Origin of the sequence: Streptomyces sp. NPDC050535, from assembly GCF_044457665.1 — a bacterium.
Taxonomy (GTDB): Bacteria; Actinomycetota; Actinomycetes; order Streptomycetales; family Streptomycetaceae; genus Streptomyces.
On the sequence record NZ_JBITHE010000001.1, the window covers coordinates 297871 to 313549 of the forward strand.

A 15679-nucleotide genomic window follows, 5' to 3' on the forward strand; every position below is an offset into this window, starting at 1 on the left:
CGACGACACCATCAACTCCCGCACAAAAGGCCGTAGTTACTCCTGTTCAGGGTAGTCCACCCGGTCGGTGCGTATGGCGGAAACTTCCGTGCGCGCGGGCACAAGCGCGGGCGTGGGAGCGGGGCTAGCGTTGGGCGCCACGTCACTCGCGCCTCAACCGACTCACGTACGTCTTCAGAGGACTTGAGCCCCATGAGCGAAGCGATACCGGAGGCGGCGTTCTGGTGTCTTGCCGTCGGCCTGCTCGCCGTCAGTGTGCTGTGGGTGCGCCAGCGCGGGATGACTTCGCGGCAGCGTGGCCGGGCCGCCGAGCTGGCCGACGGACTACGGGCCCGGGACGAGGAGTTGCGCCATCTGGTCGAGGTGCGCCTGCCGGCGCTCGCAGACTCCCCGGAGCGGTCGCCGCTGGCCGTCGGTCCGCTCGACGGCCGGCTGGCCGACACGGACTTCGCCAAGTGTCTCGACGGCGTCCTCGACAGCTTCTCCGGTGCGGTGGAGCGCGCGCGGTCCCGTGCCGACCGGTCCGCGAAGGCCAGAACGAAGGCGTCGATGCGCTCGGTCCAGGCGCTGGCCAACGAGCAGCAGGTGTCCATCTCCGCGATGCAGGACCGTCACGACGACCCCGACGTGCTGCGCGGCCTGCTCGAGATCGACCACAGCAACGCCCAGTTGAGCCGCCGCGCACAGGCCGTCGCCGTGCTGTGCGGCTCCTGGCCCGGACGGCAGCGGGAGGCCTCCCCGCTGGTCGAGGTCGTCCGCGGCGCGACCTCACGCATCCGCGACTACCGGCGGATCCGGATCGTCGGGGAGGCCGACCTCGCCGTCGAGAGCCGGGCGGTGGAGCCGGTGGTCCTCGCCGTCGCCGAACTCCTGGACAACGCGGCCCGCCACTCGCGGCCCGGAGCGACCGTCGAGGTCGACATCAGGTCCACGCACAACGGCGCCCGCGTGATCATCGACGACGCCGGGGTCGGCATGGACGTCCGGGCGACGGAGCAGGCCGCCGAACTGCTCTCCGGACGGCAGACGGTGGACGTCACCGGGCTCGGCGACCCGCCCCGCTTCGGCCTGGCCGTCATCGGCGTGCTCGCCGCTCGCTACGGGTTCACCGTCTCCGTGGACACCCGCTCGCCGTACGGAGGCGTCCGCGCGGTCGTGTTCGTACCGGACACCCTGCTCACGCACCTCGACGCGGCCACGGACTCGAACACAGCGACGGACGTGGCCAAGATGCGGGAGTCCCCGGCCACGGTCGAACCGGCGCGTGTGTCCCCTCGTACGGCCGAAGCCGTGTCCGGTGGCGTGACCACCGCCGGGGGTCTGCCCAGGCGGCGGCGCCGCGCACCCCGGGCGGCGGCGACCGCCGAACCCGCGACCGGCACACCGTCCGCACCGGAGGCCGAGGAGACCGAAGGCCGTTCGGCGGCGGAGAAGGCCCGGCGCATGGGCGCGTTCGCCCGCGGTACCCGTTCCGGCCGGGCCGCGCAGGACACCTCCGGCATACCCGAAGAAAGCCCCCACCCGGACGAAGGGAAGACACAGGGATGACCGTTCCCATGGCCAACGAGCTGGGGTGGATGCTCGACGAGGTCCTGAAGGTGCCCGAGACGCGGCACGCGATTCTGCTGTCCGCCGACGGCATGCTCCGCGCCCACTCCGTGGACATCGGCCGCGACGACGCCGAACGGATGGCCGCGGGCCTGTCCGGGGTCCAGGCGATCAGCCGCGGCACGGCCGAGTTCTGCGGCAGCCCGCACACCCCGTGGCAGCAGACCCTGATCGAGTTCGCGCATGGCTACGTCTTCCTCGTCGCCGCCGGTGAGGGCGCCTACCTCGCGGTGTCGACGACCGAGAACGTGGACATGGAGGCGGTCACCTACCGCATGTACAAACTGGTCGACCAGCTCGGCAAGGAGCTGACGAGCCCGGCCCGACAGGACACCGGCAGCCCGGCATGACGCCCGGGCGCCGCTCCGGAGGGCGGCTGGTGCGGCCGTACGTCGTCACCGAGGGCCGCTCCCACCCGTCCCGCAACACCCTGGACCTCGTCACCCTGCTGATCGCCGCCGACGGTCCGCGGCTGACCGGTCTGAGCCCGGAGAAGCGCCGGCTGGTGGAGCTGTGCCTGCCCGGAGCACTGTCCGTCGCCGAGGTGGCCGGGCATCTGACGCTGCCGGTCAGTGTCACCAAGGTGCTGGTCGCCGACCTGATGGACAGCGGTCACCTCGTCACCCGCGCGCCCATTCCCGCCGCGCGGCCGACGGACACCCGCGTCCTCCAGGAGGTGCTCGACGGGCTCCGCGGCCGCCTCTGAACCCATGTGCCCACCTGAGCGGCCTCGGCGGGAGTGTCCGCCGACCCGCACCCGTGAACTGGAGCACGCGTGACCGACGTACCACCGCCCGCTCCGCCACGGGGCTGTCCGTTCCACGAACCGCTGCACGGGCCGGAGTTCGCGGCCGACCCGGCCGCCGTCTACCGGCGGCTGCGCGAGGCGGGACCGACCGCGCCGGTCGAGCTGGCGCCCGGTGTGCGGGCCACCCTCGTCATCGGTTACGACGCCGCACTGCACGTCCTGCGCAGTCCCGAGACCTTCTCCAAGGACGCCCGTCGCTGGAAGGACCTGGCCGACGGCACGGTGCCGGGGAACAGCCCTGTCGTGCCGATGATGGCGTACCGGCCGAACGCGCTGTTCGCCGACGGCGCGGAGCACCGCAGGCTGCGCGGGGCGGTCGTGGACAGCCTGGCCCGCGTGGAGGCGGGCATGCTGCGCGGATATGTGGAACGCAGCGCCGACACGCTCGTCGACCGGTTCGCGCCGCTCGGGACCGCGGATCTGCTCGCCGAGTACGCGCAGGTCCTGCCACTGCTCGTCTTCAACCACCTCTTCGGCTGCCCGGCGGCCCACGGAGTCCGGCTGGTCGAGGGCATGTCCGGGATCTTCGACGGGGTGGACACGGAGAGGGCCGACGAGCTCGTCACCAGCACCCTGCTCGACCTGGTCGCGCTGAAGCGCGCCGAGCCGGGCCAGGACGTGACGACCTGGCTGATGGAACACCCCGCCCGGCTGACGGACGAGGAGCTGGTCCACACCCTCGTCCTGCTGATGGGCGCGGCCACCGAACCCCAGCAGAACCTGATCGCCGGCAGTCTGCGCCTGCTGCTCTGCGACGAACGCTTCGCGGACGGTCTGTCCGGCGGCAGCCTGCCCGTGGACGACGCCCTCGACGAGCTGCTGTGGACCGACCCGCCCCTGGCCAACTACGCCGTGCACTTCCCGAAGCGCGATGTCGAGTACGCGGGCGCGCTGCTACGCGCGGGCGAGCCGCTCGTCGTCAGTCTCGCCGCCGCCAACACCGACCCTGCCCTGACGGAGCATCAGCGGCGCGGCAACCGCGGTCACTTGGCGTGGAGTGCGGGTCCGCACAACTGCCCGGCGCGGGAGCCGGCCCGGCTGATCGCGGGGGCCGCGGTCGAGAAGCTCCTCGACCGGCTCCCCGATGTCGAACTGGCGGTTCCCGCGGCGGAGTTGGTCTGGCGTCCCGGACCGTTCCACCGGGCGCTCGCCGCGCTGCCCGTGCGCTTCCCGCCGACCGCGGCGCTGGTACGGACGAACGGTGCGCGGCCGTCGTACGGGAGCGCCGTACCGGTGGTGAAGGATGAGCCGGCCCCAGGGGTGCCCGACCGGCCGGAAGGTGGCTGGGGCCGACTGGCGGTCTGGTGGCGGGGGGAGTGACCTTCGGGGGTGGCAACTCGCCAGCGTGTGCTGGCAAGTTGCCGGGCTCCACCCGGCCCGGTCAGCGGCGGCGCCAGAGGGTGAGGGCGACGCCCGCAGTGAGGAGGAACGCGGCGGCTCCGCCCGCGACGAGGGGGAGTGTCGTGATGCCTCCGGAGTCGCTGTCGGCGACGGGCGTGAGGTTGTCGGGCGCCGTTTCCCGGGCCGGTGCGAGGGGGGTCCGGGTGGGCGTCTGCTCAGCCGGAGAAGTCGTCTTCCGCGGCTCCGGGGTCTTCGACGCGCTGGGCGAAGGCGTTCGCCGGGCGGCGGCGGCGGAGGTCGTCGGCGCGGCGGGCCCGCCCTTGTCCCCTCCCGTGCTCTTCGTCGGGAAGACCACGTCCGAGCAGGAGTAATAGGTGTCCGAGGTGCTGGAGTTCTGCCAGATCGTGTAGAGCATCTGACGACCGCTCCGGTCGGACGGCAGCGTGGCCTTGACACGGTAGGCGCCGTCGACGAGAGCCGGATCGGTGGCGGTGGCGAAGGGCTGCGCGGGCAGGTCCGACCACTTCAGTGGCTGCTTCGGGTCGTAACCCGGCTTGGACAGAAACAGCTTGAAAGTCCCCGTGTGCGGGATCGTCGAGCTGTACCTGAGAGTGAAGGAACCGCCGGGAGTCAGGCGGGTCGAGGGCCAGTCGGCGCGCGCGAGGTCGAGGCCCTTGTACTCGGGGAGGCCCCCGCTGCACAGCTTCCCGTCGGGGATCACCTCGCGGTCGCGGCCGTTGACACCGGCGACGCGCAGGTTGTCCCAGGCCGTGAAGGGCGCGCCGTTCGCGGCGATCGCCGCCGCGCAGGCCGCCGTGCCCGTGTTGCCGCCGCCCATGGGGGAGCACGCCGCCACCCTGCTGACCGGATCCGTCGGCGCGCCATGTGCGTGGGCGGGTCCCGCCGACAGGGCGGTGAGCAGCAGGGGCAGCCCCACGGCGACGGCGGCCGCGGTGGCGGTGCGGTGTGCGGTCATCCGGTGGGTCTCCTCGGCGGATACAGGAAAGCGGGTGAAGCGGGACTGCGGGTGCCACGGGAAGCGGGCCGAGCGGAAAGCGGGTGAAGCGGGGAGCGGGTGAAGCGGGAAAGCGCGGCGGGAAAAGCCGGTGCGGCCGCACCGCATCACCTGAGCGGCCGCACCCGCACTGTGAAGTACGGGAACCAGGCGCCCCGTGTTCAGATCCACAAGAGTGGTGTAACGCGACATTCGCGGCCAACTGTCTGTATGTGAGGGTCGGTTGTCGGCCAGATCGAGGGTTTCCCCTGTATCTCCCTCACCTGCGGTTTGCCTATTGTTCGACCACAGCCACCCCACAGGAAACCCCTGACCGGGTCGCTCGCGCATGGTCGGCCCCCGCGCCGCTTTCTGGTTTCGCACCCCCCGCCGCTTCGACGACGAAGCGAATCGACCGCTGCTCCGCGTCGCGTCCCGTCGCCCGGAGCCGGCTCCGAAAGGCAAACCCTTGCGTACCTCCCACTCCCGTGACGCCGGACGGAAGCTGATATCCGTCGCCGCGATATCCGCCGCCCTGCTGGCCGGTACGACCACCTCGGTCGCCGTCGCCCAGACCCCCGCGGCCGGTGTTCAGGCCACCCCCGCCGTGCCGGCCGCCGCCCCGGCGGAGCGCCTGATCGTCGGCTACAAGTCCGGTGCCGCCGAGGCCGGTTCCGACAAGGCCGCCGACGCCGACGCCCGGGCCAAGGGCGAGCAGGCGGGTGAGGACCTCGACTTCCAGCGCCGCCTCGGCACCGGCGCGGCCCTCGTCGACCTGGGCGCCGAGCTCGGGAAGGCGGACGTCGCCGACGTCATCGCGCGGTACCGGGCGGACCCGCAGGTCGCGTACGTCGTACCGGACCGCCTCAACAAGCCGCAGGCAGACCCGAACGACACCGAGTACACCAAGCAGTGGGACCTGTTCGAGTCCACCGCGGGCATGAACGTGCCGGGCGCCTGGGCCACTTCCACCGGCAGCGGTGTGACGGTCGCCGTCATCGACACCGGTTACGTCACGCACTCCGATGTCGCCGGGAACATCGTCGCCGGCTACGACTTCATCTCCGACACCGCGGTCTCGGTCGACGGCGACGGGCGCGACAGCAACCCGGCCGACCCGGGCGACTGGTACGCGACCGACCAGTGCGGCACCGGCACGGGCTCCAGCGACTCGTCCTGGCACGGCACGCACGTCGCCGGCACCATCGCCGCCGTCACCAACAACGGCAAGGGCGTCGCGGGCATCGCGTACAACGCGAAGATCTCCCCGCTGCGCGTCCTCGGCAAGTGCGGCGGCTACGACTCCGACATCATCGACGCGATCACCTGGGCGTCCGGCGGCACCGTCTCCGGCGTCCCCGCCAACGCCAATGTCGCCAAGGTCATCAACATGAGCCTCGGCGGCTCGGGCGCCTGCACGTCCGCCACCCAGAGCGCCATCACCGCCGCCGTGAACCGCGGTACGACGGTCGTCGTGGCCGCGGGCAACGAGAACTCCAACACCTCGGGCTACTCCCCGTCGAGCTGCAACAACGTCGTCAACGTCGCCGCGACCAACCGCACCGGCGCCCGCGCCTCGTACTCCAACTACGGCACCCTCGTGGACATCGCGGCCCCCGGCGGCCAGACCAGCACCGGTACCGCGAACGGCATCCTGTCCACGCTGAACTCCGGTACGAAGACGCCGTCCACGGAGTCGTACGCGTACTACCAGGGCACCAGCATGGCCGCCCCGCACATCGCGGGCCTCGTCGCGCTGATGAAGTCGGCGAACTCCTCGCTGACCCCGGCCCAGATCGAGTCGGCCATCAAGACCAACGCCCGTACGCTGCCCGGTACTTGCACCGGAGGCTGCGGCGCGGGTCTGGCGGACGCGACCAAGACCGTGCAGGCGGTGAGCGGGTCCGGCGGCTCCACCGGGGGCACCACCTTCAGCAGCACCTCGGCCGTCGCCGTCCCGGACGCCGGTTCCGCCGTCGAGTCGCCGATCACCGTCAGCGGCCGCACCGGCAACGCGCCCGCCGCCCTCCAGGTCGCTGTCGACATCACCCACACCTACCGCGGTGACCTGGTGATCGACCTGGTCGCCCCCGACGGATCGGCGTACCGCCTGAAGGCCGCCAGTTCCTCGGACTCCGCGGACAACGTCAGCGCCACCTACACGGTCAACGCCTCCAGCGAGACCGCGAACGGCACCTGGAAGCTCCGTGTCCAGGACACCGCCGCCCAGGACACGGGCACGGTCAACAGCTGGAAGCTGACCTTCTGACAGCCGGCTTCCGTCGTACGGTGCCCTGCGGCGCCCCGGGTTCCGGGGCGCCGCGAGGCCTTCGCGCACGCCGGATAGTGTGACGGGCATGGCGAACGAGGCGGCCCAGGGGGCGGTTGGCGTGGTCTGTCCGGGCTGCGGGGGATCATCGGTGCGGACGGTCGAGCGGACCTGCGCCGAGGAGAGAGCCGGCGAGAAGGACGACTGGCGGACCGGCGGGAAACCGCAGCGCGGCAGTCTCTCCGACCGGCTGGCCGCGTCGCCCGGAGCCACGGACACCTTCGACTCGTTCCTGCACTTCGTCGAGGGCCTGGTGATCGCCGGGCTTGGCCTCGGCCTCGCCTACACCGGTACGCAACAGGACAAGCCGCTCTACACGGTCGGCGGGGTGCTGTGGGCGGTCCTTCTGTTCGTCGCCACCATCAGCGTGATCCGCGGCGAGGCGCGGGAGAGGGATGTCGTGAACGTCGGTGAACCGCGCGCCCAGCGGATGTGGCGGGCGGCGTACTACTGCTCCGGTTGCGAGTCGGTCTGCTGTCCGGACGGCTCGGAGTGGCAGGGGGTGCTGACTCCCGAGCAGTTCAAGAAGCTGATGTGGACCAAAGCGGGGTACGCGGACCGGCTTCTCCATGACGACAAGGCCAAGGAGGCTACTGTGCCTGCCGAGGCCTTGCCCAGCCACGGAGGACCGCACCCCCATGCCTGAAGCCGATTCCGATCGCGCGGCCGAACCTGTGATCCTCAGCGACGTGCCGGGTTCGTTCCCGTGGAGCGTGCTGGCCGAGCGGCATCCGGCGCTCATCCGGAAGGTGCGGGACGCCTTCCCGTACGGCCCGGAGCGGCAGCGCGCGCTCGACGCCCTGCTGGAGAACTGCGCCGAGGGCGTCATCGAACCGCTCGGTGCGCGGGCGGCCGACCGTGAGCGCTGGGAGGCGTGGGGCCGGGAGTACTTCGGCCGGTCCTGGTTCGAGGTGCCCTTCCTGTGGTCGGAGAGCTACTTCTACCGCCAACTCCTCGAAGCCGTCGGGTACTTCGCGGACGGCCCGTGGAAGGGCGTCGACCCCTTCCGCCCCTTCAAGCTCGCCGAGCTCGACACTCCGGAGGCGGCCGAGGAACTCGCCGCCCTCGACGAACTCGCACACCGGCCGGTCGAGGAGCAGGAGTCGGCCCTGCTGCACGGCTCGCTGTGGGGCAACCGCGCGGACCTCGGATTCCGCCTGGCCGCCACCACCGCCGGTGAACCGGCCGGCACCTCGCAACTCGTGGCCGACGACAGCGAGTCGCTGCGCTCCCTGTTCGCCGGAGGCACCGTCTGCGTGGTCGCGGACAACGCGGGCCGCGAACTGATCCCCGACCTCCTCCTCGTCGACCATCTGCTGCGGCACGGCCGCGCCGGGCGGGCCGTCCTGCACGTGAAGCCGTACCCGTACTACGTCTCCGACGCCACGACCGCGGACGTGGTCGACGCCCTGCGCCACCTCGTCGCCGCGAAGGGCGCCGCCGGCGAGTCCGGTCACCGCCTCTGGGATGCCATGACGGAGGGCCGTCTCACGCTCCGGGCACACCCCTTCTCCTGCGCGCCGCTGCCGTACGCCGACATGCCGGACGACCTGCGCGAGGAGTTCGCCGGGGCGGACGTGACGATCATGAAAGGCGATCTGAACTACCGCCGCCTCATCGGCGACAGGCGTTGGACCGCCACGACACCGTTCGCCGCCCCCACCGCGTACTTCCCCGGCCCGGTGGCCGCCCTGCGCACCCTCAAGTCCGACGTGACCGTCGGCCTCGACGCCCGCACCGAGGCCGCGCTCGACGCCGCCGAGGAACAGCGCTGGCGCACCGGCGGCACGCACGCGCTGATCCAGGTAAGACGCTGAGCGGGCGGGCCTTCCGACGACGCGCACCGTGACGTCACGCACGACATCGCCGGTGTGCCGTACGTTCTCCCGACGATTCACGCGATGGTGTGATCATGTCCGGGCCGGTGGATGCCCCCGGAGGGCCATGGGTAGGGCCCGGCCATGACGCAGCCGTTCGAACTTCCGCACTTCTACATGCCGTATCAGGCGCGGCTGAACCCGCACCTCGACGAGGCGCGGGCCCACACGGTCGAGTGGGCCCGGGGCATGGGCATGCTGGAGGGCTCCGGCATCTGGGAACAGTCCGACCTCGACGCGCACGACTACGGGCTGCTCTGCGCGTACACGCACCCCGACTGCGACGGCCCGGCACTCTCGCTCATCACCGACTGGTACGTGTGGGTGTTCTTCTTCGACGACCACTTCCTGGAGACCTTCAAACGCAGCCAGGACCGTGACGGCGGCAAGGCCTACCTCGACCGGCTGCCGCTCTTCATGCCGCTCGACCTCTCGACTCCCGTGCCGGAACCGGAGAATCCCGTCGAGGCGGGACTCGCCGACCTCTGGGCACGCACGGTGCCCTCGATGTCCCTGGAGTGGCGCAGGCGGTTCGCTGTCTCCACCGAGCACCTGCTGAACGAGTCGCTGTGGGAGCTCTCCAACATCAACGAGGGCCGGGTCGCCAACCCTGTCGAGTACATCGAGATGCGCCGCAAGGTGGGCGGCGCCCCCTGGTCGGCCGGGATCGTCGAGTACGCGACCCGTGAAGTGCCCGCGGCCGTAGCCGAGTCGAGGCCGCTGCGGGTACTGATGGAGACGTTCTCCGACGGCGTGCATCTGCGCAACGACCTCTTCTCCTACGAGCGCGAGGTCGGGGACGAGGGCGAGCTCAGCAACGGGGTCCTCGTCCTGGAGACCTTCTTCGACTGCACGACCCAGGAGGCCGCCGACATCGTCAACGACGTGCTCACCTCCCGGCTCCACCAGTTCGAGCACACGGCGTTCACCGAAGTGCCCGCGCTGGCCCTGGAGAAGGGACTCACCCCGGACGAGGTCGCGGCGATCGCCGCGTACACCCAGGGACTCCAGGACTGGCAGTCCGGCGGACACGAGTGGCACCTGCGGTCCAGCCGCTACATGAACAAGGGGGCCCTGTCGCAGGGCGAGCGCTTCGGAGCGGCCGGGTTCGGGACGTCCGCCGTCGACGTCGGCGCGCTGCTCTCCGCGGCCGGTGCCGAGCGGCTTCGCTCGTACACCCACGCCCCGTTCCAGAAGGTCGGGCCCTCGCAACTCCCCGACTTCCACATGCCGTTCCAACTGACGCTGAGCCCGCACCTGGCGGGCGCCCGAGACCGGCTCACCGGCTGGATGGACGCCATGGGCATGCTCCGGGAGGGCGTCTGGGACGAGGACAAACTCCTCGCCTACGACCTGCCGTTGTGCGCGGCGGGCATCCACCCGGACGCGGAAGCGGAGGCCCTCGACGTCAGCTCCCAGTGGCTCGCCTGGGGCACCTACGGCGACGACTACTACCCGCTGGTCTTCGGCAACCGCCGTGACCTGGCCGCCGCCAAACTGGTCACCGAGCGGCTGTCGGCCTGCATGCCCATCGACGGCGAGGCGGTCCCCGTCCCCGCCAACGGCATGGAGCGTGGCCTCATCGACCTCTGGCAGCGCACCGCCGCGGACATGAACACCGACGAGCGGCGCCAGTTCCGGGCCGCGGTCGACGTGATGACGGAGAGCTGGCTGTGGGAGCTGTCCAACCAGATGCAGCACCGCATCCCCGACCCGGTCGACTACCTGGAGATGCGCCGCGCCACCTTCGGCTCCGAACTCACCATGAGCCTGTGCCGCATCGGCCACGGCCGGAAGGTACCGCCGGAGGTCTACCGCAGCGGCCCCGTCCGGTCGCTGGAGAACGCCGCGATGGACTACGCGATGCTCCTGAACGACGTCTTCTCCTACCAGAAGGAGATCGAGTACGAGGGTGAGGTGCACAACGGCATCCTCGTCGTGCAGAACTTCTTCGGCTGCGACTACCCGACCGCGCTCGCCGTCATCCACGACCTGATGACCCAGCGCATGCAGCAGTTCCAGCACGTCGCCGCGCATGAACTGCCCATCCTGTACGAGGACTTCAAGCTCTCGGAAGAGGTGCGCGGGATCATGCGGGGCTATGTCGTGGAGCTGGAGAACTGGCTTGCCGGCATCCTGAAATGGCACCAGGACTGCCACCGCTACGGCGCCGCGGACCTGGCCCGCCGCGCCCACGGCTTCGTACCGGACCAGGCACCCGCGCTGCCGTTCGGCTGGTCGGGGAGTCAGGTCTCCGCGTCCGTCTGAGCCGCACACCCGCCGCCCCGGAGAAGCTCGCGGAGCTCTCCGGGGCGGCTTCGGCTGCTCCGGACCCACGTCCAAGGGCGGCTTCGGTCGCGCTGGGCCCGGCTTCGGTCGCGCCGGGCACAGCGTCGCCGGCGGCCTGCCATAGAACGCGCGTGGCAGTCTCACTCGTTCGTGAATCGTCGTGCGGCCGGGCGCCGGGTAGCAACAGCCGGGGGCGATCCACAGAGCATCCGCCGGAGGCGATCCATGGAACAGACCGCGTTGCGTCCCAAGCCGATGCCCGGTCAGGAGCCGGGCGGCGGCCGACCGGGCGCCGGCACTCGGCGTCCGCACGCCGCGCGGCGGCGCGGCAAAAAGCTGATGACCCTCCTCTTCGGGCTCTTCGTCGGGACCGTCCTGGTGCTGTCGGGCGTCGGACTCGGCACGTTGGGTGCCACCGTGATCGGGATGAGCAAGCTGGCGGACCTCCAGAAGCAGACCGCCGGGGCCGCGCCGCCGAGCGGATCCAAGTCGGCGCCGGGCGCCGGGCGCTCGACCCCGGCGAGGGAGCCGGAAGCGAAGGAGCCCCAGGGGAAGCAGCCGCAGGAGCGACCGGAGGAGGAGTCCGCGCGGGCGACGCTCGGCGTCGAGGCCGTCGACGTCCCCGAGGGCACCGGCGCGCTCGTCGTCGGCGTCCACGTCCCCGGGCCGGGTCACACGGCGGGCCTGGTCCGCGGCGACGTCCTGCTCGCCTACGGCGGTACCCGCGTCGACGCGGCCGCCGACCTGGCACGGGCGGTCGCCGCCGCGGAGCCCGGAACCGCCGGCACCCTCACGGTGCGGCACGCGAACGGCGACCGGCAGCAGCTTTCGGCGACTCCCGGGGTCGTGACCTAGTAGTGCTTCGTCGGGTCATGGCGTTTGCGCTGATCAAGAGCATGCCGGGTACGTGGATGCGCCTGAAGTCAACCGATTCAAGCGCGGCCTGGGCCACGTCGAGGGCCGCACCTGGCGCGGCCGGCACCACCACGCCACCCTCGTCACCGCCGCCCAGGCTTTCCTCGCCCTGCGGCGCATGGGAGGCGCTGAACCCCTGATGCCGGCTACCGATGGACCTGGCCGTCCGTGGCGCGACCGGCGGCAGGTGAGCGGTTCGCCCGGGGAGCTACGGAGCCAGGGCTCGCGCGGGCCGCCGCCGGACCCGGAGGCCACCCGGGGGTGAGGGACCGCGCTGGGGATGCGATGCCCGGAGAAGCGGCTGAAAATGAATGAGTGAGTGGCACTCAAGCGGCGCGGGGCGCGGCCGCTGAACCGGCGCCCAGGACTGCGAACCAGACGCTGACTCTGGCGGTCATGCTCTTCGCGGTGTCGATGACGTTCATCGATCAGACAATCGTCTCGATCGCGGCTCCGGACATCGTCAACGAGCTGGGCCTGACCGCCTCGGGCATGCAGTGGGTGGTGAACGCCTATCTGCTGTCGCTAGCGGCGTTCTTCGCCCTCGGCGGTCGCCTGGCGGACCTCTTCGGGCCACGCCGGGTCGTCATCATCGGCACCCTCGTCTTCGTCATCTCCTCCGTGCTCTGCGGCTGCGTCCCCAAGGGGGACTTCGCCCAGACCTGGCTGATCATCTTCCGGGCGACACAAGGGCTGGGAGCGGCGCTCCTGTTCCCGGCGGCCCTGGCCGTGGTGGTGGCCGTATTCCAGGTGGAGCGGCGGGGCAGGGCCCTGGCGTTGTTCTTCGGCCTGTCCGGGGCGCTGACGGCCATCGGACCACTGCTGGGCGGCTGGCTCACGTCCTGGACCTGGCGGTCGATCTTCTGGGTGAACGTGCCCGTCGCCGTCGTGGCCCTCGTCCTGACGATGATGGCGCGCGTCCAGGACCGGCGGCGTGACGAGTCGCTGGACGTCGTCGGTGCCGTCCTCATCGCGGTCGGCATGGGCGTGAGCGTGCTCGGTTTCCAGCAGGCCGCGACCTGGGGCTGGGACAGCGCGGCGACTTGGGCGTGCATCCTGGGCGGTCTGGCGGTGCTCGTCCTGTTCTGGCGCTACGAACGGGGCAGGCGGCACCCGCTGGTCAACCTGGCGGTGTTCCGTGACAAGGCGTTCACCGTGGACGCGCTGGTGCTGTTCTTCGCCATGCTGGCCTTCGTCCCGGTGTTCTTCTTCGCCTCGGTCTACGCCCAGGTCTCGCTCAGCGCTTCCCCCAACCAAGCCGCGCTGTACCTGTTGTACTTCTTCGCGGGCTTCGCGATCGCCTCCCAGTGGGGCGGGCGCATGCTGGACAAGCAGGGAGCCAGGGGACCGATGAGAATCGGCACGGCTCTGGGCGCCGTCGGATTCGCCCTGTGGGCCAACAAGCTCACCGATCTGTCGATGCACGACCAGTGGCCCTACGTGGCCCTCGCCGGCGCCGGCATCGGATTCATCCTGGCGCCCGCCTCCACAGACGCCGTCAACCGGGCGATCGGTGCCTCCTACGGCGAGGTCACCGGCATCACACAGACCGTGCGCAACTACGCGGCGTGTGTCGGCCTGGCCGTCCTCGGGACGATCCTCACCCACCGGACGACCGAGAACGTCGTGTCGACGCTCACCTCCCGCGGGGTGTCGCCGGACACCGCGAACGGCGTGGCGAAGGACATCGCCGAGGCGGTCACAGGTAACGGAGACGCCCGCCTGCCCACCGGTACCGGGCCGGCCGCGAGCGCCGCACGCGACGCGATGCCGAGCGTGCGGATGGACTTCGCCGAGGCCAACCAGTGGGTCTTCTACGGCATGGCTATCGCGCTCGGCATCGGATACCTCGTCGCCCTGCGCCACCCGGGGGGCAAGGGCACCCCGGCGGTCACGGAGGGAGAGACCGAGGCGACCCCGACCGTTCCGGCGTCCCCCTCCGAGGGCGAGCACCCGATGCGTGCCTGACGCGACAACTCGGCCCACCTGCCGTGCGGTGCGGGTGGGTCGGTTCGGCCGGCGCCGACGCGCCGCCCCACTTCTTGCCGGCGCGTCGAGCACGACTGCCGCGAACTCGAACACGGCCTGGGCCCAGGCCACTTCAAAAGGACCTGCGTGTCGTTCGGATCAGCCCGGGCCTGCGATGCACCGCACCAGACGCCGCGGCCTGATCCGGGCCGATCCGAACGGCCCCCCAGGCGACAGCGCCTGGGATCGCGCACTATTGGATATACGTGACCCAACCATGAGAAAGCCGACGCGACGGCGTCAACCGGCTCGCGCCCGCCCCGCCGGAGGGGCAGGATGCTGCCCGTAACCCCCTGGGGAATCCGGGACAGACGGAGGCATGAATGACCGGCACGCCCGCGCCCTTCACCAGCGGCGACTACGAGGCCCGTATGCGGCACGCGGCCGAGGCCGCCGCGGAGGCGGGGCTCGACGGCGTCCTGGTCGCGCCGGGGCCCGATCTGGTGTGGCTGACCGGATACCGCCCCGTGGAGACCGAACGGTTCACCGCGCTGGTGCTCAGGCCCGGTCAGGATCCCGTCCTGGTCGTGCCCACCCTGGAGGCCCCGGACGCGGCGGCGGCGGCCCCCACCCTGACCCTCCGCGACTGGACCGACGGCAAGGACCCGTACGAGGTCACCGGCGCCCTTCTCCCCGACTCCGGCAGTCTCGGCGTCAGCGACAACACCTGGGCACTGCATCTGCTCGGCCTCCAGAAGCGGCTGCCGGCCACCCGCCAGATCGCCCTCACCGAGGCCCTGCCGATGCTGCGGGCCGTCAAGAGCGCGGCGGAACTGGACCGGCTGGCAGCGGCCGGCGCCGCCGCCGACGCCACGTACGAGGAGATCAGGAAAGTTCCCTTCGCGGGCCGCGGGGAGACGGACGTGGCCGCCGATGTCGCCGCCCTGCTGCGGCAGTTCGGACACTCCCAGGTCGACTTCACCATCGTCGCCTCGGGCCCGAACGGAGCCAACCCGCACCACGAGGCCGGCGACCGCGTCATCGAACACGGCGACATGGTCGTCCTCGACTTCGGCGGCCTCAAGCACGGCTACGGCTCCGACACCTCCCGCACGGTGCACGTCGGCGAACCGGACGCCGAGGAGCGCGAGGTGCACGACATCGTGCGCGAGGCGCAGGAGGCGGGCTTCCGGGCGGTGCGGCCGGGCGCCGCCTGCCAGGACGTCGACCGGGCGGCCCGCGCGGTCATCACCGGGGCCGGGTACGGCGAGTACTTCATCCACCGCACCGGGCACGGCATCGGCGTCACCACCCACGAACCGCCGTACATGATCGAGGGCGAGGAACTGCCCCTCGTACCCGGAATGTGCTTCTCCGTGGAGCCGGGCATCTATCTGCCCGGCCGCTTCGGGGTGCGCATCGAGGACATCGTGGCGGTGACCGAGGACGGCGGACGCCGTCTCAACACCACTTCCCGTGAGCTGGTGATCGTCGACTGACCGGCAGTCTCTCTCCCCGGCCGGGAGTTCCGTCCCGCCCGGCGCCCATAT

The 15679-nt window shown here is 71.3% G+C and carries 13 protein-coding genes; 12 read left to right on the forward strand and 1 reads right to left on the reverse strand.

The features are described from left to right. The first annotated feature begins 192 nt into the window (after window positions 1–192). The 4 genes from ACIBLC_RS01225 (at window position 193) to ACIBLC_RS01240 (ending at window position 3736) form a co-directional block, all read left to right on the forward strand. Window positions 193–1548, forward strand: a complete 1356-nt coding sequence (locus tag ACIBLC_RS01225; protein ID WP_399208505.1) for an ATP-binding protein — start codon at window positions 193–195, stop codon at window positions 1546–1548. After that, a complete protein-coding gene (locus ACIBLC_RS01230; RefSeq protein WP_399208506.1) occupies window positions 1545–1958 on the forward strand; it encodes a roadblock/LC7 domain-containing protein in 414 nt (137 codons plus the stop codon). Before ACIBLC_RS01225 ends, ACIBLC_RS01230 begins: the two co-directional genes overlap by 4 nt. Continuing rightward, window positions 1955–2314 carry a DUF742 domain-containing protein gene (locus ACIBLC_RS01235; protein WP_399208507.1) on the forward strand — a complete coding sequence of 120 codons (360 nt, stop codon included), beginning with the start codon at window positions 1955–1957 and terminating at the stop codon, window positions 2312–2314. The genes ACIBLC_RS01230 and ACIBLC_RS01235 overlap by 4 nt, the downstream gene beginning before the upstream one ends. Before the next feature lie 69 nt (window positions 2315–2383). After that, a complete protein-coding gene (locus ACIBLC_RS01240; protein WP_399208508.1) occupies window positions 2384–3736 on the forward strand; it encodes a cytochrome P450 in 1353 nt (450 codons plus the stop codon). A 61-nt stretch (window positions 3737–3797) separates the two neighbouring features. Here ACIBLC_RS01240 and ACIBLC_RS01245 read toward each other — a convergent pair whose 3' ends face one another. Beyond that, window positions 3798–4733, reverse strand: a complete 936-nt coding sequence (locus ACIBLC_RS01245) for a lytic polysaccharide monooxygenase (RefSeq protein ID WP_399208509.1) — start codon at window positions 4731–4733, stop codon at window positions 3798–3800. Window positions 4734–5220: 487 nt separating this feature from the next. Here ACIBLC_RS01245 and ACIBLC_RS01250 point away from each other — a divergent pair, with 487 nt between their 5' ends. The 8 genes from ACIBLC_RS01250 (at window position 5221) to ACIBLC_RS01285 (ending at window position 15628) form a co-directional block, all read left to right on the forward strand. After that, on the forward strand, window positions 5221–7020 hold the full coding sequence (locus ACIBLC_RS01250; protein ID WP_399208510.1) for a S8 family peptidase: 1800 nt from the start codon (window positions 5221–5223) through the stop codon (window positions 7018–7020). 88 nt (window positions 7021–7108) lie between these two features. Beyond that, entirely contained in the window at window positions 7109–7726 is a 618-nt protein-coding gene (locus ACIBLC_RS01255) for a hypothetical protein (RefSeq protein WP_399208511.1), read from the forward strand. Then, entirely contained in the window at window positions 7719–8897 is a 1179-nt protein-coding gene (locus tag ACIBLC_RS01260; protein WP_399208512.1) for a damage-control phosphatase ARMT1 family protein, read from the forward strand. The genes ACIBLC_RS01255 and ACIBLC_RS01260 overlap by 8 nt, the downstream gene beginning before the upstream one ends. A 144-nt stretch (window positions 8898–9041) precedes the next feature. After that, on the forward strand, window positions 9042–11225 hold the full coding sequence (gene cyc2, locus ACIBLC_RS01265; protein ID WP_399208513.1) for a germacradienol/geosmin synthase Cyc2: 2184 nt from the start codon (window positions 9042–9044) through the stop codon (window positions 11223–11225). A gap of 246 nt (window positions 11226–11471) precedes the next feature. Further along, window positions 11472–12101 (forward strand): PDZ domain-containing protein, encoded by a 630-nt coding sequence (locus tag ACIBLC_RS01270; protein WP_399208515.1) that lies wholly within the window; start codon window positions 11472–11474, stop codon window positions 12099–12101. A gap of 52 nt (window positions 12102–12153) precedes the next feature. Further along, entirely contained in the window at window positions 12154–12426 is a 273-nt protein-coding gene (locus tag ACIBLC_RS01275; RefSeq protein ID WP_399208516.1) for a hypothetical protein, read from the forward strand. Between the two features lie 131 nt (window positions 12427–12557). After that, window positions 12558–14129: an MFS transporter gene (locus ACIBLC_RS01280; protein ID WP_399209242.1), complete on the forward strand. Its 1572-nt coding sequence runs from the start codon at window positions 12558–12560 to the stop codon at window positions 14127–14129. Window positions 14130–14512: 383 nt separating this feature from the next. Beyond that, window positions 14513–15628 carry an aminopeptidase P family protein gene (locus tag ACIBLC_RS01285; RefSeq protein ID WP_399208517.1) on the forward strand — a complete coding sequence of 372 codons (1116 nt, stop codon included), beginning with the start codon at window positions 14513–14515 and terminating at the stop codon, window positions 15626–15628. Window positions 15629–15679 lie beyond the last annotated feature (51 nt).